The sequence below is a fragment of the Fibrobacter sp. UWB2 genome (genome assembly GCF_002210425.1).
GTDB lineage: Bacteria > Fibrobacterota > Fibrobacteria > Fibrobacterales > Fibrobacteraceae > Fibrobacter > Fibrobacter elongatus.
This window is the reverse complement of sequence record NZ_MWQK01000002.1, coordinates 268,234-291,026: the sequence shown is the minus strand read 5'-3', so window position 1 is coordinate 291,026 and position 22,793 is coordinate 268,234. Positions and strand designations below refer to the sequence as shown.

Sequence of the window (22,793 nt, the reverse complement as noted above, 5' to 3'; positions counted from 1 at the left end):
GGTCCATGGGCCTGCTCCAGATATTTTCAGCAGTTGCTTTGACGACACTCTCTTTGGCGACCTCATCTCTTGCGGCCGGCAATTCTGAGTATAGCCCGATCGAAGCAAACAGCGTATCCGAGCAGACCATCGTTCCTCAAAAAATCGCCAAAGATCTCAACCGCCCTATCCAGGTGGGCGTCTTTGTCGGTGTGCCAAACATTTTCGTCCGTCAAAAGAACGAAGAACTGCACATCACCGCCTCTAAAGGCAAACTTAAAATCAAGACAAAATCAAAGCGCCAGCAAACCGCTGACCGACGCGTTTTCAAAGCCACGGGCACTTCTGCTAGCGATTGCATCGCCATCGCAACAGACAAGGCTGGGCTCAATAAAGCCTGCTACAACGGCGAATTTATCGTCACCGCTAATGGCAACAAGCTAAACGCCATCAACGTCATCGACATAGAAGATTACTTGCGTGGCGTCGTTCCTTACGAAATCGGCAAACTCGACGAATCCAAGTTCGAAGCGCTCAAGGCACAAGCTGTTGCCGCACGTACCTACGCGTACAAGCACTTCGGCAGCCGAGTCGCACAAGGCTTTGACGTTTACGCCGACACGCGCGACCAAGTCTACAAAGGTCTCCACAGCGCCACGGCACTTACAGACAAAGCCGTCCGTGAAACCGAAGGCGTCGTGATGACGTACAACGGAGAATTCATCACCGCCTATTACCATTCCACTTGCGGTGGCGAAACCGAAGGCGTTGCCACCTGGGGTCGCCCAGACCACCCCTACCTCAAAAACAAGCCCGACCTCCGCCCCGACGGAACGCCGTGGTGCCGCGAATCCAACTACACCGAATGGACTCGTGAATTCACCGAAGATGAACTTCGCGATTTATTCCAGATAAACGCAAAAGAAGCGAAAGCAAACGTCCCGAGTTTTTCGAGCATCAAGTCGATGCACATTCAAGACACGCTCAAGAGCGGTCGCATCCACACGCTCGTCATCGAAACGAACAACGGTTCTTTCACTGCCAAAGCAGACAAAATCCGCTGGCTTTTCAAGCGCGGTGGCACCATCCTCCCCTCCAGCTTTTTCCGCATCCACAAGAACGGGAATGAATGGATTCTCAAGGGCAAGGGATTCGGGCATGGCGTTGGGCTTTGCCAAATGGGCGCTCGCGCTCGCGCACAGGCCGGTCAAAGCTACATCCAGATTTTAACGCACTATTACCCCGGCATCACGCTGGAAAAATTCAAGAGATGATAGTCGTTTTAAGCCAGGGCTGTGCCGCAAATTTCGGTGACGGTGAAAAGATTGCGCGCATTCTCTCGCAAAAATCCGAAGTCACGTTCGAGTTTCCGGAAGCGAAGCCGGCGCATTCCACAAGAGCAGCGAGTTTTTCTTCCAAGACGCCCGCGAATCTTGAAAATGCCGAGAATTCCACAAGCGCCGCGAATCCCGTGGACTTTCGCACTGAAAAGCCCGAAGCTTTTTACTTGAACGTTTGCACGGTCAAAGGCAACGCGGGCGCCATGAAGCTTCTGCGCAAAGCAGCGAGCACATTTCCAGGCGTTCCTATATACATCACGGGTTGCGCCCCCAAGGACTTCCGCGAAGAAGCTCTCCGCGCCGTCCCAAGCGTTCAATTTACAAGCCTAAAAGAACTTGAAGATTCGGCGCATTCCGCAAATTCTCGCAATGTCCTTCGCGAATCCCCGTTCGTCGGCATCGTGAACATCGAAGAAGGCTGTCTCGACGCTTGCGCCTTCTGCAGCACGCATCTCGTCAAAGGCCGCCTCCACAGCTTTGCGCCCCAAACTATCGTAGATCAAGTCCAAGCGCTCGTCGATGACGGTTGCCTCGAGATCCAGCTCACCGGCCAAGACTGCGCCTGCTACGGTTTTGACATCGGCACGAATCTCGCTGAACTCACGCAAAGAATCCTCACGCACGTGAACGGCAATTACCGCATCCGCCTCGGCATGGGCAATCCGCGCCATGTCCTCGGCTATCAAGAAGCGCTTTTGGATTGCTTCACGGATAATCGCATTTACAAGTTCATCCACATTCCCGTCCAGAGCGGCAGCGAAAACGTGCTCAAGGCGATGAACCGTCGCCACACAGCACGCGACTACGCAACCCTCGCCCACGCCTTTACCGAGCGATTCCGCAAGTTCACGCTCAGCACCGATCTTATCGTCGGCTATCCCGGCGAAACTGCCGCAGATTTCAACGATACGTTAAAGCTTTTGAAAGAAACTCGCCCGACCGTCTGCAACATCACGCGTTTTGTCGCGCGCCCAGGCACCGTCGCCGCGCGTCTCGAAACAGCATCCAACCAAGCGGTCCCCGACGATATCAAGCACGAGCGTTCAGCTATTCTCGCCGAAGCGTTCCAGCAAATCGCTCTCGAGAACAACCGCGAATGGATTGGCGACGAATGCATCGTCGTCACCGAAAAGCCCGGCTACCGCGCCGGAACCACAATCGCCCGCAACGAGGCCTACCGCCCCGTCGCATTACAAGGCACTTTCCCTGCCGGGCAAACGCTCCGCGTCCGCATCACCGGTGCCGAGCCCTTCGCTCTGCTCGCAGAACCTCTCGCCTAAAAAGCAGAACAGGTATAAACGGACAGCGCGCATTTTTAACGCACTCCCAAAACATACACAATAGCAAAAAGTCCACGACAAACAAATTGCCATGGACTTTGCAAAAAAAGCGTTCTTATTGCAGAGCGTAACTACTTCACAGAATAAATTCTGCTGAAGGAGCCGTTTTTCACAACATACAAGCCTTTTTCCAGCTTCATTGAATTCAATTTCGACTGGACGTCATTCACGCGCACGCCCTTAAGATTACATATAAAAGCGCCATTCATATCGTACACGCTAAGCGTTCTTTCGCCAGCAAGCACGCGCACGTTCTTCGCAAGACCAAGCGTACCTTCAACTTTGCTCAACACCACATTGTCAATGAACACGCTACCCGTAGCAAGGCCCGCATTGAAAGAAACACGACCATTTTCATCTGTAGCTTCATTCATGGTGAACAGAATTTCAAAGTTCTTTTTCTCGGTCCCTAAGTCAAAAGTTTTCGCCTCGCCCAGGTAACTCGTCCATGGGTCCGTATCCTTTTCGATATTCACTTCAAGCGTTCTCGCCACAGATGCATAGGCATCAAAAGTCACCTTGTAGCTTTGACCTTTTTCGTAGTGGACGCCATTCTGAATCATTTGTACATCATAAGCATTCGTACCCGTCTTGGTCACGTTGATTTCGGCCTTGCCTTCCGTCAACTTCAAGGATCCTTCGCCGCTATGTTGCTGCAAAGTCCAGCCTGCAAGCTTAAGCGAATCCGAGAAAGAACCGTTAAACACGGAATCCCTGTTCGTCGGAACTTCAATCGACGGCGTAATCGAGGCACCATCCAAAGAATACTGTTTCACGAAATTCCAGATGTCAGAAACATCGGCCTTGGAAGGGCTATGGCCACGGCCTTCAAGCTTAAGGTGTTTAATATAAACACCTTCATCGCAAGGGCCCCAAGTATACATCGTCGCCCTGTTTTCACTATTGGGATAATTATTTTGAACTTCGGCCTGAGACGGGCAATGGAACTGATCACGGTAATTCTTGATAAAGCCTTCAACCTGGCTGTAATTCAAGACATCGTCACTTGTTCCATGCGGGTGAATGATAGGCACAGGACGCATCGCCTTTGACGCACCCATCACATTTGTACCAGATGTTGGCGCAAACGCCGCTATTTTATCTGCAATCTTGCTCATAGCATGGTAAGTGAACATGCCTCCCATCGAGAATCCCGAAAGGTAAACACGCTTTTGGTCAATATCATATTCCTTGACCATCTGTTCAATAATTTGCACCACCCATTTTGTATCCTTGTCACCGCTGATATCCCAGGTACTCATCCCTGTCCCACCTCTAGGATACACAACGACAAATCCCGCCGTATCGGCAACCGCTTCCCAATGCGTATTGGACTGCTGGTAATTGGGGTCTTGGTCCATGCCATGGCACGAAATGAGCAAAGGGCTCTTGGGCGCTAGATTGCTCGGCGCATACACGTGGATATCTCTACCCGACACCGATTCTTTTTTATAGTCGTTTAGCGATTTTCCGCCACCGCCGCCCCACTGGGCAAAAGAGAACGATGCGGCTACTAAAAGCAGTAAAGGAAATTTCATGTTTGTACTCCTCTAGATTCCTTCCTTGTTCACCCATTGTTCTCTTCCTTTCCCAAGTTATAATGTATATTCAAAAAATTTCGGGACAACACGTCCCACTCAATTACCGATGTAAACGCAAACAACAGAAGAGTTAATAGAAGTAACTAAATTTTAAAATGCTATATTTTCCTCCGTAAAATTTTCAACAGAGGCATAAAATGCTTGATATTAAAAAGATCCGCGAAAATCCGGAATATTATATTGCTGAAACCGAAAAGAAATATACGACCGTAAGCCTTCGTGACGTGCTCGCCGTTGATAACGAACGCCGCCCGCTGCTCACCGAAGTCGAACGCCTCAAGAGCGAACGTAACGCCCAGTCCAAGCGCATTGGCGAACTCAAGAAGAAGGGCGAAAACGCTGACGAAGCCCAGGCCGCCACACGCGAACTTGGCAACAAGATTGATGAACTCGACAAGAAGCTCAAGGAACTTGACTACAAGCAGACCGAAATGCTCATGCACGTTCCGAACATCGCTCCGCGTTCTCCGGAAGGCAAGGACTCCAGCGATAACGTTGTCGAAAAAGACGGCCCGATCCCGTTTGACTACTACACCAAGAACGATGACTTCGCCCGCGTCGACCACAAGACTCTCGGCGAACGCCTTGGCATTTTTGACTTTGAACGTGGCGCCAAGATTTCCGGTTCCGGTTTCCCGGTCTACCGCGGTCTCGGCTCTCGCCTCGAACGCGCCCTCATCCAGTTCTTCCTCGACGAACACCAAAAGGCAGGCTTCGAAGAATTCACTCCGCCGTACCTCGTTACCCGCAACACCATGCGCGGCACGGGTCAGCTCCCGAAGTTCGAAGAAGACATGTACCGCTGCGACAAGGATGATGACCTGTTCCTCATCCCGACTGCAGAAGTTCCGCTCACGAACCTCTACTCTGGCGAAGTGATTCCGGAATCTGAACTTCCGAAGCGCATCTGCGCCTACTCTGCATGCTTCCGCCGCGAAGCTGGTAGCTATGGCAAGGACACCCGCGGTCTCCTCCGCTTGCACCAGTTCAACAAGGTTGAAATGGTCTACTTCGCTCATCCGGAACACAGCTACGAAGACCACGAAGAACTCACCCGCTTCGGTGAAAAGCTCCTCGAAAAGCTCGGCCTCCCGTACCACCGCCTTGCCCTCTGCAAGGGCGACCTCGGTTTCGGTGCAGCCAAGTGCTACGACCTCGAAGTCTACGCTCCGGTCGAAAAGAAGTGGCTCGAAGTCAGCTCCTGCTCGAACTTCGAAGACTACCAGGCACGTCGCGCCAACATCAAGACGAAGGTAGGCGGCAAGAACGTCTACCTCCACACGCTTAACGGTTCTGGCCTTGCCACTCCGCGCGTGATGGTCGGCATCTGCGACAACTACCAGCAGAAAGACGGCTCGCTCAAGATTCCTGAAGTCCTCCGTCCGTACATGGGTGGGCTTGAGTTTATCACCCCGAAGAAGTAATGAATTGTCATGCCCGGCTTGACCGGGCACCTCCCTCTTGTTATGGCAAGACAGGATCCATCGAATTTTAAAAGCAAGTCCCCACGGACTTGCTTTTTTTCATTTACAACTTTTCCAGCTTTTCATACACGTCGTACAGCCGTTGCACCCCATTTTCAAGCCCGTAGTAATGCTTCACATACGGAACCAAGAGTGCAAAGAAAAGCACGTCCAAAGCAACCACCGGGATTTCCGGCACAACCACCAAAAACAAAATTCCGCCAACGGTCAAAAGCGCAAACAAGATCATCACGAGTTCGTGCACCAGGCGCTCATGCTGAAAAAAGCCGATGTGCGTCCGCACCGACAAAAGCTGTTCCGCCGTCAAAGGCGCCCCTGCTTCAACCATTTTCAAAAGTTCATTTTCGTAATCGCTCAACTTTTTCAGCATATCCATAATATACTGAAATTTTTCAAAAAAAATGAGCTATTGCAAAATAGAATGTTATTTTAAAAGCATGGAGTCGTTGGAATTCACATCTCTGCCGTCCATGTTCTTTGCGAACTGCGACAGAGCCGATTTTAAAGGATGGTATCACCGTAAAGACGGCGAGTGGATCCACTATTCCAGAGAAACGCTCAAGCGCAACACCATGGCCCTTGCGCTCGCATTGAATTCGCTCGGACTCAAAGAAAAAGAAAGCGTTGGCATCATTGCGCCAAGTTCTCCAAACTGGATTATCATAGACATCGCCGTTCAACTGAACCATGCACGCGTTGTCCCGCTTTTCCCAAACATTTCATCCGAAAACTTTGCCTACCAAAGCATCGATAGCAACATCAAAATTCTCATCATCAATTCTTTCGAAGAACTTGAAGAACCGCTTTACGGCATCTTAGAGAATTTCACCAAAATCATCTGCATCGATAACGATTCGTTCCTCCCCGACAATGGAATTTACTGGGATGATCTTCTCCGAAGAGGCTACGACGCCCTTGCTGACCAAGTTCGCGCAAAATGGATAGACAACCAGCTTTCGACAATAAACCCCGATGATATTTTCAGCATCATTTACACGAGCGGTTCTACGGGTTGTCCCAAGGGCGTTGAGCTCACGCACCGCAATATGTTGGTACAAATTCAGAACATCAAGCCGATGTTCCGATTCGACAACAAAAAGGACACATGTCTCACGATTTTGCCGGTAGCGCACGTACTCGAACGTATGGCGGTCTATTTTTACACGCTCAGCGGCGTTACCGTTTACTTTGGTGACAATCCAAAGAATCTCTCGCATATTCTGCGCGAAGTCCGCCCCACCATCATGATTGTCGTCCCGCGCATTCTAGAACGCCTTTATGAAAGCATGACGACCGCCTCGGATCGCGCCAAGGGCCTCAAGCGATTCCTGATCAAGCAGGCGATAAAAATTGCAAAGATTAAAGACCCGAACAGACGCTTTGAGCCTCTCCATTGGGTGTTCAACCGTCTAGTCTACAAACAAATGCGCGAAGCCGTCGGTGGCAACTTTCGCATGATTATCTCAGGCAGTAGCGCCTTGAACAAATCCATTTTGCGATTCCTTCTGAACATCGGCCTCCCCGTTTTCGAAGGCTACGGCATGACAGAATGTTCACCGGTCGTTTCTGCAAATTGCAAACAAGCTATTAGACCGGGTTCCATTGGCAAACCTCTCGCCCATCTCGATGTACGCATCGGCGAATGCAATGAAATCCAGATTCGTGGCGAGAGCGTATTTAAGGGTTACCATAACCGCCCCGACTTAAATGCTAAAAATTTCACTCCAGACGGTTTTTATCATTCCGGCGACCAGGGCTATTTTGATAAAGACGGATTCCTGTATTTCACAGGGCGTATCAAGGAACTGTTAAAGACAAGCACTGGTAAATACGTCAGCCCGAACCCGATTGAGCTTGAAATCACGCGTCATCCGCTTGTTGAACAGGCGCTCGTCATCGCCAACGACCGCAAGTTCGCATCGGCCATAATCTGGCTAAACCCTGTAGGCGCCCGCCGTATGCTCAAGCCGCAAAACGAAGATTACGATGTCGAAAACGCGCTAAAGTCTCCGCTTATTTTGAACTCCATCAATCGCCATATCGAGCATATCAACAAAAAGCTGAACCATTGGGAACAAATTCGCAAATGGACTTTGGTCGGTGATGAACTCACAATTGAATCCGGGCTACTCACGCCCACATTAAAAATTCGGCGCACCGTTGCAGAACAACGATACGCCGAACAAATCGAGAAAATGTACGAGTGATCTAATTAGAAGTGGATCACGCGGACCTTGATGACCTTTTCAAGCTTGGAGAGCTTTTCGACGATAGAATCATCGACCTTGCTTTCGACGTCAACGAGGTTGTACCCGATCTTGCCATTGCTCTTGTTGCTGAAAGAAGCAATGTTGATGCCTTCAGCACCGAACACCTTCGTGATTTCAGAAATCATGTTCGGAACGTCCTGGTTGATCACGACCACGCGGCTCTTGATGCCAGCATGCGGATGATCGACGAGAGCCGGGAAGTTCACAGAATTGCGAACGCAACCGTATTCGATGTAGTCCTTCAATTCTTCAACAGCCATGACTGCGCAGTTTTCTTCAGCTTCTTCGGTAGAAGCGCCGAGGTGCGGGAAGCAAGTGACCTTGTCGTTCTTGATGAGTTCTGCAGTCGGGAAGTCGCAGAGGTAACCCTGGAGGGAACCAGAAGCGAGCATTTCGTTCACCGGATCCATTTCAACAATGCCGCCACGAGCAAAGTTCATGATGTAGGAACCCTTGAACTGAGCGAGGTTCTTGCGGTTGAGAAGGTTTTCGGTAACGCCCTTGATGAACGGAACGTGAACCGTGAGGAAGTCAGAGCTTGCAATCACGGTGTCGAGGTCAGCAATTTCGACCTTGTTAGAAAGTTCATGCATGTTGTTTGCGTTCGGATACGGTTCGTAAGCGACCACGCGCATGTTCTTCCAACGAGCATAGTTAGCAACGAGCACACCGATCTTGCCAAGGCCAACAACACCGAGAGTCTTGCCTGCAAGTTCCATACCAGCAAACTTCTTCTTGCCGCTTTCGACCGTCTTGGCGAGATCCGGATCGTTCACGTCGAGATTCTTGACCCAAGCAGCAGCCTTGTCAGCGTTACGGACAGCCATGCCGAGCACGGTCATCACGAGTTCGGCAACAGCGTTTGCGTTTGCACCCGGAGTGTTGAACACGCAAATGCCCTTTGCAGAAGCCTTGTCAATCGTGATGTTGTTCACGCCTGCACCGGCGCGAGCGACAGCCAAAAGGCCATCGTAGTTATCCGTATCAACCTGAGCAGAACGCACCAAGATAGCATCCGGATTTTCGATAGAATCGGAAATCTGGTAGAACGGGCCAAACAAGCCCAAGCCTTTCTTGGAAATGTTGTTCATTGTCTTAATAGTTGCCATGATATTTCATCCTTTGTTAATTGTTAAAACTTTTATGGTTCCTGCCAGCGACCACGTTCCTTGATGAGGTTCACCAATTCTTCGATGGCGTCCTCTTCAGGGATGTTCTTCTTCACGGCAGTCTTGCCTTCGAAAAGCGTAATACGGCCAGGGCCACCGCCCACATAGCCAAAGTCGGCATCAGCCATTTCACCAGGGCCATTCACGATGCATCCCATAATGCCAATCGAAATGTCCGAGAGGTGTCCAAAGCGAGCCTTGATTTTGCCCATCACCTGCTGGATATCGTAAAGCGTACGGCCGCAACTCGGGCAGCTGATAAAGTTCGTCTTGCTACGGCGGCAATAAGCAGCCTGCAAAATATCGAATGCGAGAATCACAGAATCCTTCGGGCTCTTGTAGCCGTCAATCACGACAGCATCGCCAAGGCCATCCGTCACGAGACTTCCGATGTCAGCAGATACACGGAGCGTATCTTTTTCGCTATCTGTAATCTTTGCATAAAGGAGAATCGGATCTTTGCGGTTTGCGGCATACAAAGCCGAAGCAAGAGCGCGCACGCCCATCACCATTTCAGGGCCCGTATAGCAGAAGAGCGAACCTTCCGGCACGGAGTTCGGATTTGCAGCAAAGCCAGCAATATCCATCGTATCCTTGAATTCTACAACCGGCTTTGCATCAAGACCAGCCAACGCAAATTCTGCATTGCGGCGTTCGCCCGTAAGGCTCACGGCATCGGCCTTCATGCCGACGCGCACCGGTTCAGAACCACCAATCTTTACGCCTGCAAGCGTCACCGGGACTGTTTCCCTGCGTTCGTAGTGGTACGGATCCTTTTTCAAAACCGGCACTTCAAACTTCGGAGCATCAGCCTTGAGTTCGCAAGCCTTGATGAGTTCCTGGGCGACCGGGACTTCAGCCACCGGATCTTCGGTAAGCGACACGCGAATCGTATCGGCAAGGCCATCGAGCAAAAGCGCACCAATGCCCGCAGCCGACTTCAAACGTCCATCAGAGCCTGCACCCGCTTCCGTCACACCAACATGGAACGGATACGGCTTAAAGTGTTCCTGCTTCAAGCGAGCGGCAAGCAAGCGATAAGCCGAAATGGCCACACGCGGATTGCTCGACTTGAGGCTCAAGACCACCTGATCAAAATGTTCGGCTTCGCAAACCGCCAAATATTCAATAGCGCTTTCCACCATGCCTTCAACGGTGTCGCCATATCGATAAATCATACGGGCGCTCAAGGAACCGTGGTTCACGCCAATGCGGATAGCACGGCCAAGGCGCTTCGCTTCTTGCACAAACGGAGTAAAAGCTTCGGCAACCTTTTCCTTGCCTTCTTCAAAAGACCTGTCCGTCTGCTGGTCAAGCGTCAAAATACCAGTATCTACAAAGTTACCCGGGTTGATGCGGACCTTTTCCACCCACTTGAGCGCTTCGAAAGCAGCCTTCGGCTGGAAGTGGATATCGGCAGAAACAGGAACCGTGCAACCGGCAGCGCGTACGCGCTTCATGACTTCTTCAAGTCCAGCGGCATCGGCAAACGTCGGAGCCGTAATACGTACCAAACCGCAACCGACCTTAGCGAGAGCGAGCGTTTCCGCTACAGTCTTTTCGACATCCTTCGGCTTGGTGGTCGTCATGGATTGAACTAAAATGGGGGCGTTGCCCCCTATCAAGGCCTCGCCTACGCGGACCTGAACAGTTTCCCTGCGAACCGCCTTAAAACGGTCATCAACATACGGAAGTGTAGTAAAATCTAGCATGGCTCAAATTTAGTAAAATAGGGAGCCATTTAGCAACAATTACATAAAGCGTACAGACCTAATTCGCGGGGCTTTCCACTGAAGATTTCTCGGCTTCAGCTCTTTCAGCTTCGCATTCCTTGCGGTAGTACTCTTCCAATTCCGCACGGCTCTGGTCAAAGTACTTCTTGAGGCTCGGATCAAAGTGCTTGCCCATCGACTTGTCGATGATATCGTAAGCATCGTCAAAGGAGAAAGCTTCCTTGTAGCACCTCTTACTCACGAGAGCGTCATACACGTCCGCCACAGCCATCACACGGGCTTCCAAGGGGATTGCCTCACCCTTCAGCCCATACGGGTATCCACTGCCATCCCAGCGTTCGTGATGGCCACCAGCCATATTCTTTGCGATTTCCACAAACAGTTCGCTCTGGAAATTCGAAAGCAGGTTCTTGATAATGATAGCGCCCTTTTCGGCATGAGTCTTCATCTCGTCAAATTCTTCAGGCGTAAACTTGCCCGGCTTGCAAAGGACCTTGTCATCAATGGCAATTTTACCGATGTCGTGCATAGGAGCCGCGGCAATCATGTCATCATAAAATTCCTTCGAGTAGTTGAGATCCGGGTCCTTCTGCATTTTTGCAACAAGAATGCTCACCACTTCCTTGGTACGCTTGAGGTGCGCCCCCGTAAAGCCATCCTTGTTATTGACCATTTCGGCCATGCCGACAAGCATCTGGTTCTGGAACAAGCGAATCTGATTCTTATTGTTCTTGATAAGGGCCGCAAGTTCCGTGTTATTGGCATCCAATCGTTCAATGTAGCGCTGGATATTCGTTTCGTCTTCAATGCGGAACAGGAATATCTGCAATTTCTTGTTCTGGTGCACATTACGCATAACCGCCTTGAAATAGCGATCCTTGTACGTAAAGCGATAGACCTTGTCCCCGCTAGCGCCCTTCAGCTGCTCCATGCCTTCTTTGAAGACACTTTCAATTTCAACATCAGTCGGTAAAACATGGTCCACACGGCATTCCAAAAGTTCCGGGAAGTAACGGCTAGCGATATCATTACATCCAAGGTAAAGCCCCTTTGGCGAGAAAGCCAAATATGCAGCCGTATTTTCGGCCTCAAGAGATTCAAGCACGCTGTTCATCACATCGTGCATTTTCACCAAAGCGCAAATATAGAGCAATACCAGTTCATCGATCAAATACACAAACGGCATGAGCAAGGTATCGTTTTCCAGATTGCGTGCCAAGATAAACGCACCGATAGAAACAAAAGCAAGTCCAGCAATAGCAATCAACGTCTTGTAGCTGACATTGCGTTTCTTTTTGGCGGCAACAATAATGACAACGACATTGGCCACCATATAAAAGTACAGGAGGATATTCCACAGGACATGCCCAGGGCCGTATGTCGGCAAATAACTGCCAAAGCCATTCAAGACAACATATCGTACCGATTCATAGAACACATCGCTAAAGCCTACCGTACACGAAAGCGCAAACACCAAGGTGCTATACATGAAAAGGGCAAGCTTAATCCACCTGGACAAATCAAACGAACACAAGCGACAAATCAAAAGGAACAAGAAAAGCGGCAAGAAGCATGCGCCCAAATAGCACACTTTGTTTGCAACAATCGCCCCCTCAATCGTCGTCGAAAGAGCGAGGAACAAGTAGCCAAAGTCGGCAAGGACAATCGAGAAGAAGAACGCCGTAAAATAGGTATTCAACGGCCTGCGATAAAAATACGAAAGCAGGCAGGCGTTGATCCCCGAAAAGACGCACATGGCAATCAAGTAATAGATGACAAACATACCACTCTCTCAAACAAGTTCAATCAATGATCCACAGAACAGTAATAATCCATCAACTGGTCCTGGCATTCCAGGAAGCAGTCCTTCAAATGCGGGTCAAACTGCTTGCCCATCGAGGCCAAAATCACATCACGCGCTTCCCTGAACGACATGCGTTCCTTATAGCAGCGCTTGCTCACCAAGGCGTCATAAACGTCCGCAAGAGCCATAATACGAGCTTCCATCGGGATGTTCTCACCAGAACGCTGTTCGGGGTATCCCGTGCCATCCCAACGTTCATGGTGATACAAAGCCATATTCTTGGCGACACTCACAAAGTAATTGTCCTTCACTTCGGAGAGGAGCTTTTCGATAATGTTAGCACCCTTCGCCGCATGGGTTTTCATGATTTCGTAGTCATCAAAGTTAAAGCGGCCCGGCTTACGCAACACAGCATCGTCAATCGCGACCTTGCCCAAATCATACATCGGAGCTGCAGCAATCAGCACATCCAGGAACTTGTCCGACAAATTGTCGATACCTTTTTTGCGCATCATCGACACCAGGATTTTCACAACTTCGCTTGTACGCTTGATGTGACCGTCCATGTTACCTGCACGGCTTTCCGCCATCTGCGCCATGCCCACAATCCACTTTTCCTGCACCGAGAGCTTTTCATTTTCGGTCTTCACCATGTTCTTCTGCAACATGGAATTGCTACGGCCAAGGGCATCGATATACTGCTGTTCCTGCGTATTGTCTTCAATCCTGAACAAGAACACGTTTTTGCCATGGACCTGTCTCAAGACTTTCACTTCGCACTTGTAGTGGCGCCCCGAATAATTGAATTCGGTCATTTGGCAGTAATCCGTCAAAATCTTGGACTTCCTGTACTTCTCGATCCAGGACATAATGTGCTGTTGCAGTTCCGTTTCACCCTTCAAGTGAGCATCTACTCTCATCTTGACAAGTTCCGGGAAGAAGTTCATCGCAATACGGTTTGCGCCCAAGTAGGCGCCATCGATCGAGAACGACAAGTAAGCGCAAGAGCTTTCCGTTTCAATGGATTCAATCACGCATTCCGTAATATCGTACCACTTGACGTTGTTACAAATGTACAACAGGAGGATCTGGTCAAGGACATAGATAAACGGCATGATAAGCATGTCGCTTCCCAGGAATCGGGCCAGGAAGAACGACATGATTGTCGCAATTTCGCCAATAATCATCGCAATGATATTCTTGAGCGAAACCATCTTCTGGTGCAAAATGGCTCGGATAATAATCCAAATGTCCAAAATGACATAGCTCACCAGGAAAGCATTGAACAAGCCGTGAGCCCATCCATACGTCGCCACGTAATTACCGACACCCGCCTGAACAACATATTCCACCGTCTTGTAGTAAGCCGGGAAATACCCAACCGTCATTGCCAGTGCGCAAATAGTAAAGCTCATGGCAATGAGCATCAAGTGCATCCACTTCGGAATGCTCATCTTGCAAACTTTCAAAAGTGCAAAGAACATGAACATCGGGAGGAACGACCCGCCAAGGTAGTTCACCTTGTTCGCGATAATAGCCCCCTCAACCGACTCCGAGAAGCCCAGGAGCCAATGGCCAAAATTCGCGACGAGAATCGCGTAGAAGGCATAGTAAACGTAATTGTTCCGCTGATTTTGGAAACGCAAAGAAAGCACCGCCAAATTGACAGCAGACAAAACAAACATCAATGTCAAATAGATGTAACCCATATCCGCAACCGGAATATATCCATTAATAAAGGTAATCTATTTTTGCAAAAAATGAACAATCCGCCTCCTAAAAAGTTCACTTTGCAAAAGTGTCAATTTTAAATATAAAAAAAGAAAACGCACAACCTAAGTCATGCGCTTTCTTTAAAGAGTCTATTTGGACAAGTCCAGGACTATGCTTCAGTCGGAGCTTCGGCAGCAGGTGCTTCCGGAGCAGCTTCAGCAGCCGGAGCGGCCTTCGGAGGGAGCAAAGCCTTCATAGAGAGCTTCACCTTGCCCTTCGGGTCAACACCGAGGCAGAGCACTTCGACTTCGTCACCGACGTGAACAACGTCTTCGACCTTATCGACACGGTGGTCGGCAAGTTCGGAGATGTGAACGAGACCATCGCGACCCGGGAGGATTTCGACGAATGCACCAAACGGCTGGATCGTCTTCACCTTGCCCTTGTACTTGCGGCCCGGTTCCGGTTCTGCAGTGAGTTCTTCGATCATGCGGCGGCAAACTTCACCAGCCTTACCCGTCGGGGCGGCGATGTCGATATTGCCGTTGTCGTCAATGTTGATGGTGCAGCCCGTCTGAGCCTGCATACCCTTGATGACAGAGCCACCAGAACCGATAACGTCACGAATCTTCGTGGTCGGGATGCGCATTTTGAGCATCGTCGGAGCCTTTTCAGAAACGTGCGGACGCGGTGCCGGGAGGCCAAGTTCAGCCATGCGACCGAGAATGTGGATACGGCCCTGACGAGCCTGTTCCAAAGCTTCACGCATAAGTTCCGGGGTGATACCGCGGATCTTGATGTCCATCTGGAATGCCGTGATACCTTCAGCAGTACCCGTCACCTTGAAGTCCATATCGCCGAGGTGGTCTTCCGTACCGGTAATGTCGGTCAAGATCTTGATCTTGCCGCCTTCCTTGACGGAGCCCTTTTCGGAGATGAGGCCCATGGCGATACCTGCAACCGGAGCCTTGATAGGAACGCCAGCGTCCATCAAGCTGAGGCAGCCACCGCAAACAGAGGCCATGGAAGAAGAACCGTTGGATTCCATGATTTCGGAAACCACGCGGATTGTGTACGGGAAGTCTTCCGGAAGCGGAAGGACTGCAGCGAGGGAGCGTTCGGCCAAGTGACCGTGACCAATTTCACGGCGAGAAAGACCGAGCTTCTTGCATTCACCGACGGAGAACGGTGGGAAGTTGTAATGAAGCATGTAGCTTTTAGAACCTTCGCCCTGCAAGCTTTCGTAACGTTGTTCGTCAGCCTTTGTTCCAAGCGTACAAATGACGAGACCCTGGGTTTCGCCACGCTGGAAGATTGCAGAACCGTGAGCACGCGGGAGCACGCCCATTTCGATTTCGATCGGGCGGACTTCGGTCGTGGTACGGCCGTCAAGACGAACGCCTTCGTTCAAAATCATTTCGCGCATAGCCGTGCGTTCGAGTTCGCTAAAGATGCCCTTTGCATCAGCAGCGAGCTTCGGATCCTGAGCATCACCTTCGCCAATGATAGCGAGGATGCGCGGGTCTTCGAGCATCTTGGCACAGAGGTCTGCCATAGCCGGATAGAAGTCCGTCTTCACCATGTTGGAGTGGACGTCCTTGTTCAGTTCGTCCCAGACAACTTCCTTAACCGTAGCAACGAGCTTGTCGTGTTCTTCACCAACAAACTTCGGCTTGAGTTCCATCTTCGGCTTGGAGCAGCGGTCCACCAGTTGCTGTTGGGCCTTGCACATTTCCTTGATGACTTCGTGACCTGCGAGGATAGCGCCAATCATCGTGTCTTCGGACACTTCGTAAGCACCACCTTCGACCATGCACACAGAGTCTTCCGTACCGGCGACCACGAGGTCTAGATCGGCCACGGCAACCTGGTCATAAGTCGGCATCACGATGTTCTGGCCATCGACCACAGCCACGCGAACGGCAGCGACCTGCTGTTCGAACGGGAGTTCAGAAAGACCAATGGAAAGAGATGCGGCACTTACGCCAAGAACGTCCGGAGCAAACTTCTTGTCGGAAGAAAGAACCTGAACGATGACCTGGACTTCACGAGTGAAGTTTTCCGGGAACATCGGACGAATCGGACGGTCGATGATACGAGCAGAAAGAATTTCTTCATCGCTCGGACGACCCGGTTCGCGCTTGCTATAGCCACCAGGCAGGCGTCCGGCAGCGTAAGACTTTTCGCGGTATTCAACTGTCAGAGGGAAGAAGTCACCATCCTTTTCTTCACCGTAGCAAACGGTAGAAAGGACAAACGCGTCCCCCATCTTGGCGACAGCAGAACCACGTGCCTGCTTTGCGATACGGCCAGTTTCAAACGTAATGACACGGCCATCCGGAAGGTTTACAGACACTTCCTTCGGGTCGAGCATCTTGCCGTATTTAGCTTGATAAGCTTCTGTTGACATAAAAATCTCCAGTCAGAGAATTAGCCGCGGAGACCGAGATCCTTGATCAATGCACGCTGAGCGATAATGTCCTTTTCGCCGTAGTACTTGAGAAGGTTCTTGCGCTTTGCAACCATCATGGACAGACCGCGGAGAGAGTGGAAGTCCTTCTTGTTGGTCTTGATGTGTTCGGTGAGGTTCTTGATCTTTTCCGTGAGGATAGCGATCTGAACGCGGACGTTACCGGTGTCCTTTTCGTTAGCACCAAACTTAGCGGTGAGTTCTGCAGCCTTTTCTTTAGTGATAGTAGCCATTGTAGCCATTCCTTTTTTTGATTGTTTGTTTCATTACATGTTTTTGTCCGAGTTTACTGCTCTAGCACCAGTGGAATTGGCGAATCTGGTCACAGGACCCAGGCAAAAATGCAATTTGCGGGTAAATATAACTAAAGGCGAGAGTCGCGGCAACCACGCTTGCGTGAATTGACAAGACCGAGCCATGTTACACACGCCTATAATGAGCTAATATAATATTAAACGAAAGAATTTTGGGCTAAAACAAGCACAAAGAGCCATTATTTTCGAGATTGTAAAATAAACTGCGTCACAAAACTTCTCCTGCATTATAGTTAACAGTCTCTCTTTGTCTTCATTTTTAGTTAGAAGAAACGAAATCAAGGATGCTCTTTGCATTATCAATCAACTCATTATCATTTGTTAAGATTATTACATTTCTTGCGTAGCTACGAGCCCTTACTTTATCACCACAAGATAGCCAATAATACGCCCACAAAAGAGACACAGCAGGAACATTTTGCTTTATTTCTTTTAAATGGGAATACGCCTTTTCAAAATCTTTTTTTTCAATCCAGTTATAGATATTTTCAATCATTGACGAAAAAGATTCTTTAACATCAAGATCCTTCCAATTCGCATAGCAATCTCCTTTACATGTTTGATTTTCCGCATATTTACAGTCTTTGCATTTCGAGAAAATATCAGGGCGTTTTGAACTATTATCAAACAAATCCGTAAAAAAATCCGTCATTTCTTCGAAGTTTTCAAAATCATCAAGTTTCTTTTTTTGCATTTCCTCGGTCGCAAAACAACGAAATACATCTTCTTGAGGTGTAACATCTAAGGCAATTCCACATTTGCCGAACACTCCGTCTAGCACCCCAGGTTGTGCTTTGATTACTCTTGACAAATCGGCATCATTGAAAAAACACTTTGGCAGCATGCAATCTACATTCACCTTCACATTACACGCAGATGCCATTTCTATCAGATCCGCCACCTTTGGCGAAAGTTCTCTATATTGTTTCGGCATTAAAAGATTCGGATTTTCCATGCCATACGTCGGTTTCGCAACTGCAAGCCTAAGAGCAGACACTCCATAAGTTGTACAATACTCAATAATTTCCTGCGCATTAAAATCCATCTGATAAATATTAAATCCCAAAGAGACTTTGAACCCCCTATCAATCAATCGACCAATATTATCATGCACAAGATTATACGATTGCTCCGTCCTGTAATCTTTTTTCTGATTGACATTGAAAAGAAAACTTATTTTCCTTGAATTTGGCGAAAAAAAATCAAATGAATTTTGTTTCACAACTCCACCAGAAAGTATCGTGTAATCGGAAACATTATTTTCCACTTCTAATTGTTCAATCATCTTCCCTAATTGAGGATGAAGCAAGGGTTCTCCTCCAAGAACATTTACAGAAACAGGATATGGTGTTGCTCGAATTTTGCGCAAAACCTTCTCAAAAGTTTCTATAGACATTGTATTTGCCCTATGTTTTGACATTTCTTTTTCCGCAAAACAATATGGACATGAATTTGTACAGGAATCTATTATAATAAGATTCATATTTAATTATTATCCTTAACATGGAGTTCAAACAAGTGCCGAAAATTCTTTGAAGACAGCAACATTGCATAGGTATCTAAACGACCATGAGAACAGGCCCCATATCCAAAATACTGCAATATAGCATTCATTTGGCCCCACACAATAGAATTATTGATATGGGCAAAAGGCATCCATACTAAAAACAACTGATAATAGGAGGATAGATGGAACAATAACTTGTCTAAATCTATTTTACCAGCATTTTTTAGGCTTAATAACATAGACATTTTTTTCTCCAATTCAGCTTGCAAATACTCAAAATCGGATCCTTCTGGATGTTTTATATAGAAATAACGATTTTTTCGAAACATAAATGAATGACTATAGACCCTTCGATCGTCAACAGCAATGCTAGCCGTACACACTGTTGCTCTATCCACCCCAATCTTCCCTGTTGTTGGTTGGTATATCTTTTTAAAATAATCTTCGTCCCGATAAATATCATATTCATTAGGCCGAATACGAAGCAAATCTAAATGAGCATGGTCAATACCTTTTTTCCTAAGTTCATAACGGGTCATGCCTGCTAGATTGTCTCGCAAGTCCCAGTTATCGCAGCCCCCCTCTCGCGTACGAAAATAACCTTTTATAAGATACGTGTTATTCCCTGTTTTTCCCAAAGCAGCAAGCCGATGTTGTTGTCTCAGCATATCCATAAAAGAGCAATTCGGATTGCTAAACCAACAAAAAAAATAGTTACAGGCATCTATTTGATTAGCTATATAATTATCATCATATTCATTTGGAATAACAAGAGGATCAAACCGCAAAAAAAAACGCACTTTATTCGTCTTTTTTAATTCTTTAATTGATTTCGTATACAAATTCATAGTAACGACACGATTTTTTTATAATTATCTTCTTTTTCCATGCCTGGTGCAAGATTCGCTTCAAGCGCATACCAATGGCCATCCTCATCTTTTATCCAGTCCACGCCAACAACATCCGCTTTAATATATTCAGACAAAGCATTTGTATGCTCAATGATTTCTGCCGGAATATCATTAATTAAAAGTTCCTTCAAAAAATGCGGACACACATTTGCTTTCCACATTGAGGGAATTCTTTCGTAAGCGCCAAATGAAGCCCCTATTTTCAAAATCCTAACATCCTGCACATAATTCACAAACGGCTCTAAAGATTGTATATCATCAAACAAACACGCCATATCTATGGTATCTTGATACGTTTCTTTATTTCGAATTATGGATTTTGCATATCCACTATGATAATCTCCAATCTTAAACACCTCCACATCATTCTCTGGATGAACAAATACAGTACTTCGTCTTCCAATCATAAACCTACGTGGAATGACAGGCATATTACACTCGTTCATTGCATTAAACATCGAAATATTATGTCCAAACATAATGTTTGTTCTAGCACTATTTATGCACTTTGTTTTTGTAAAATTAATAAGATCTAAAATTTTATGTTCTATGGAATAATTTTCACAAAACTGGCAGCGCCATATTACATAATCTACAACAATCCATTTATCACTTTCATTCAACATGTACAACGTTCGCGACGAATCGCTGTACAAATCGACATCTGCCGGATTCTTCCTGCAATAAATTGCGACATCAGCACGCTCAGGGATTTTCCAGGATTCTTCACCAACAACAAGTATATTAATCATAAGCAGGCAACAACATCAGATGTTTTAACATTGTAATATTCTTCAAGAGTCATTTTACACAAATTCTCCTGGAGTTTTTCTTCTATGTTCGCTTCTAAAAGGGACGGAGGAGTCTTCCGAGTAAAGAAAGCCCTACAAACATCTTTAATTATGCTAGTAGGATATTCTCTACCCTGCAATTTATACCCACCAACAAAATCATCGAAAAGAGATAAGTGCTCAGGATAAATAAAACAACACCGATCAATATTCTTGATTGCCATACAATCTCTATCTTGATTAAATGGACGATCTTTTGATGGAAACCAATGATGAATTGCTGGGCAATCCGTGTGGCATACCGTATTAGGCATAATCACAATTTTTTCTTTAATTTCTTTCAGAAGTTTAATCGCATTTAATGAGCGATTAAAGGGATAATACATAACCACGTAGTCATAGTTGGAAAAATCTTTTGCCAGCATTCCAGCACATAATCTTTGCACTATACTACATATAACGAGTAAACCATCATCATATTTTTTTATTATTTTCGCATTGTCATCATTGGCAACAATAAAGCCAGCCGCACCAAGATTAACATAATAATCAAGCATAGATTTCGAGATAACGTTGTCTTTCACTTGCCAAAGAACAACAAATCGCAAACCAGCATCTTTGATTTCTTTTAAATGAGATTCATACTCGTAACGACATTGCGGCATATAGCAGTCCCCCTTGTCAGCCGACTGGATAATCGTTCGAGTATTGATAAGATCATCTTTGTAGGGCGGAAGAAACAGAAAATTTACATAATTAGAATATTCCTTATAGAACGGAATAAGCTCTTCGTCAAAATTATATGGGACTTCAAATTTTTTTTTATTCATTATTAGCCATCAATAGAACTTTTATTTTTTCCTGAAGTAATTCTTTATTCATACAAACATGATTCAAAGGGTTTCCCGTCAAATTCATAGCCTCTATTGGACAGCCCATTCCACATATTGGAAGGTATGCACAATTTTTACATTCAATATCTTTTGACGGAGTCCTTCCGGTCTGAAGCTGATAGTTTTTCCCAACTTTTTTCAAAAAACCACTAGAATCTATATATCCCACTTGCAGCTCCTTTATATCAAGAAGTTCGTCACATTTAGCAACCTCCAGTTTTGGAGACACAACGTAACTATGCAGACGATAAAACTGGCAAACTCTAGAGGGTTCTATAACGCAAGGCGTATCAGAATACCCATATTTTGAAAGAACATGGAATAATTTTAAACACGTGCCATTTTGATAATAACTTTTTTCATTTATAATATTCGCTGAGTAAGGAGTTTTTTTTCCTCGAAAAAACACTCTACCGCAATAAAGGCGCTCTACGCCCAATTCATGCAAAGTTTGGGCAACATTTTCCAAATATTCTATATTTCTTTTATCCAGATTAAATCTTGCCGTGACAAGATCAATCCGTCCCATCTCTTTAATTTTTTTAATTGCTTCTATAGTTTTATCATAAGAACTAGTACCATTCTTTAAAGGTCTTCTGCTATCATGCACAATCTTAGGGCCGTCAATGGAAAACTTAAACTCAACATCATTTTTTACCAACAACGAAAGGATTTGATCCGTAAACAAAGAAGTATTGGTTATTATAGAAACGGAGAATTCACTGAAACGCCTATTGCTTTTCAATTCATTCAACAAATCAAATAACAAGGGTAAGTGTTTTGATGCAAGTAAAGGCTCCCCACCAAAAAGTTCCAGAGAAAATTTTTGAATATTATTTTCCACAACGTAATTATTTACCCACAAAACAAATGTGCGAATTTGCGCATCACTTATTGTTGAGTTTTCATAATTGGCAAAATGCTGATAACAATATTGGCAATTTGAATTACATTCCGTTGATAAGAGCAGTTTTACGGACATCAACGATTCTGTTTTTTCCGCGTCAAATTTATCCTCTATAACCTGCAGTTCATCAAGAGCATCATCGACAATAAAACCGCCCTCTTGAAGCATAGAAATTTGTTCTGAAGATAATTTTGCACTATCAATTCCATTCTGACATAGCGGAAAATCTGAATCTATTGGTAACAAATCCAAGGAAACCGTATTCATCAGCATGCGATTTCCATCAATATCAATCTCTATATTGTACCTTGAAAATTTCATAACTAACCATAATGATAGTGGTTAAGGCCCAAAGTATAGACTTTAACCACTATATGAAAATTTGCACGTTTACTTGGTGCACACACTAGTATAACGAACGCTCATTGCAGCGGCCTTTGTACCTTTCTGAAGCTTCTTTAGACTTATCATCTTCATAACAGCATCCTTTTTTTAGTTAGCGCCTACATCCTATCAAGCGAATCGACTTTCTCTTTGCATTCATCCTTTATGGCGACTCTGCATTTT

At 46.7% G+C, this 22,793-nt stretch carries 17 protein-coding genes; 4 read left to right on the top strand and 13 right to left on the bottom strand.

Features of this window, described 5'->3' with window-relative positions:
• Nucleotides 1-5: 5 nt before the first annotated feature.
• Nucleotides 6-1,253: a SpoIID/LytB domain-containing protein gene (locus B7982_RS04550; RefSeq protein WP_088659733.1), complete on the top strand. Its 1,248-nt coding sequence runs from the start codon at nucleotides 6-8 to the stop codon at nucleotides 1,251-1,253.
• Nucleotides 1,250-2,599 (top strand): MiaB/RimO family radical SAM methylthiotransferase, encoded by a 1,350-nt coding sequence (locus tag B7982_RS04545; RefSeq protein ID WP_088659732.1) that lies wholly within the window; start codon nucleotides 1,250-1,252, stop codon nucleotides 2,597-2,599. The genes B7982_RS04550 and B7982_RS04545 overlap by 4 nt, the downstream gene beginning before the upstream one ends.
• A gap of 131 nt (nucleotides 2,600-2,730) precedes the next feature.
• Here the strand turns inward: B7982_RS04545 and B7982_RS04540 are convergent, their stop codons facing one another.
• Complete coding sequence (locus tag B7982_RS04540; protein ID WP_088659731.1) at nucleotides 2,731-4,197, bottom strand: carbohydrate binding domain-containing protein; 1,467 nt, start codon at nucleotides 4,195-4,197, stop codon at nucleotides 2,731-2,733.
• A 200-nt stretch (nucleotides 4,198-4,397) separates the two neighbouring features.
• On the opposite strand from B7982_RS04540, the gene serS reads away from it, so the two are divergent.
• Complete coding sequence (gene serS / locus B7982_RS04535) at nucleotides 4,398-5,684, top strand: serine--tRNA ligase (protein WP_014547020.1); 1,287 nt, start codon at nucleotides 4,398-4,400, stop codon at nucleotides 5,682-5,684.
• 103 nt (nucleotides 5,685-5,787) lie between these two features.
• Here the strand turns inward: serS and B7982_RS04530 are convergent, their stop codons facing one another.
• On the bottom strand, nucleotides 5,788-6,114 hold the full coding sequence (locus tag B7982_RS04530) for a hypothetical protein (protein ID WP_158212960.1): 327 nt from the start codon (nucleotides 6,112-6,114) through the stop codon (nucleotides 5,788-5,790).
• A 67-nt stretch (nucleotides 6,115-6,181) separates the two neighbouring features.
• Here B7982_RS04530 and B7982_RS04525 point away from each other — a divergent pair, with 67 nt between their 5' ends.
• Nucleotides 6,182-7,951 carry a long-chain fatty acid--CoA ligase gene (locus B7982_RS04525; RefSeq protein ID WP_233138371.1) on the top strand — a complete coding sequence of 590 codons (1,770 nt, stop codon included), beginning with the start codon at nucleotides 6,182-6,184 and terminating at the stop codon, nucleotides 7,949-7,951.
• A 5-nt stretch (nucleotides 7,952-7,956) separates the two neighbouring features.
• On the opposite strand, the gene B7982_RS04520 is transcribed toward B7982_RS04525, so the two are convergent.
• The 11 genes from B7982_RS04520 to B7982_RS04470 all read right to left on the bottom strand — a co-directional run bounded on the left by B7982_RS04520 (nucleotide 7,957) and on the right by B7982_RS04470 (nucleotide 22,499).
• Nucleotides 7,957-9,123 carry a phosphoglycerate dehydrogenase gene (locus tag B7982_RS04520; protein ID WP_088659728.1) on the bottom strand — a complete coding sequence of 389 codons (1,167 nt, stop codon included), beginning with the start codon at nucleotides 9,121-9,123 and terminating at the stop codon, nucleotides 7,957-7,959.
• 32 nt (nucleotides 9,124-9,155) lie between these two features.
• Entirely contained in the window at nucleotides 9,156-10,895 is a 1,740-nt protein-coding gene (gene ispG, locus B7982_RS04515; protein ID WP_088659727.1) for a (E)-4-hydroxy-3-methylbut-2-enyl-diphosphate synthase, read from the bottom strand.
• A gap of 58 nt (nucleotides 10,896-10,953) precedes the next feature.
• Nucleotides 10,954-12,699, bottom strand: coding sequence for an HD domain-containing phosphohydrolase (locus B7982_RS04510; protein WP_088659726.1), 1,746 nt, complete (start codon nucleotides 12,697-12,699; stop codon nucleotides 10,954-10,956).
• 23 nt (nucleotides 12,700-12,722) lie between these two features.
• Nucleotides 12,723-14,405: an HD domain-containing phosphohydrolase gene (locus B7982_RS04505; RefSeq protein WP_158212959.1), complete on the bottom strand. Its 1,683-nt coding sequence runs from the start codon at nucleotides 14,403-14,405 to the stop codon at nucleotides 12,723-12,725.
• A gap of 197 nt (nucleotides 14,406-14,602) precedes the next feature.
• Nucleotides 14,603-16,843, bottom strand: coding sequence for a polyribonucleotide nucleotidyltransferase (gene pnp, locus B7982_RS04500; protein ID WP_088659724.1), 2,241 nt, complete (start codon nucleotides 16,841-16,843; stop codon nucleotides 14,603-14,605).
• 20 nt (nucleotides 16,844-16,863) lie between these two features.
• On the bottom strand, nucleotides 16,864-17,136 hold the full coding sequence (gene rpsO, locus B7982_RS04495; protein WP_014547011.1) for a 30S ribosomal protein S15: 273 nt from the start codon (nucleotides 17,134-17,136) through the stop codon (nucleotides 16,864-16,866).
• 340 nt (nucleotides 17,137-17,476) lie between these two features.
• Entirely contained in the window at nucleotides 17,477-18,700 is a 1,224-nt protein-coding gene (locus tag B7982_RS04490; protein ID WP_088659723.1) for a radical SAM protein, read from the bottom strand.
• A 2-nt stretch (nucleotides 18,701-18,702) separates the two neighbouring features.
• Nucleotides 18,703-19,572 (bottom strand): hypothetical protein, encoded by an 870-nt coding sequence (locus B7982_RS04485; protein ID WP_088659722.1) that lies wholly within the window; start codon nucleotides 19,570-19,572, stop codon nucleotides 18,703-18,705.
• The gene (locus B7982_RS04480; protein ID WP_088659721.1) at nucleotides 19,569-20,387 is read right to left on the bottom strand and encodes a hypothetical protein; all 819 of its coding nucleotides are present in this window, start codon (nucleotides 20,385-20,387) and stop codon (nucleotides 19,569-19,571) included. Before B7982_RS04480 ends, B7982_RS04485 begins: the two co-directional genes overlap by 4 nt.
• Nucleotides 20,384-21,256, bottom strand: a complete 873-nt coding sequence (locus tag B7982_RS04475) for a hypothetical protein (protein ID WP_088659720.1) — start codon at nucleotides 21,254-21,256, stop codon at nucleotides 20,384-20,386. Before B7982_RS04475 ends, B7982_RS04480 begins: the two co-directional genes overlap by 4 nt.
• Nucleotides 21,249-22,499 carry a radical SAM protein gene (locus tag B7982_RS04470; protein ID WP_158212958.1) on the bottom strand — a complete coding sequence of 417 codons (1,251 nt, stop codon included), beginning with the start codon at nucleotides 22,497-22,499 and terminating at the stop codon, nucleotides 21,249-21,251. Before B7982_RS04470 ends, B7982_RS04475 begins: the two co-directional genes overlap by 8 nt.
• Nucleotides 22,500-22,793 lie beyond the last annotated feature (294 nt).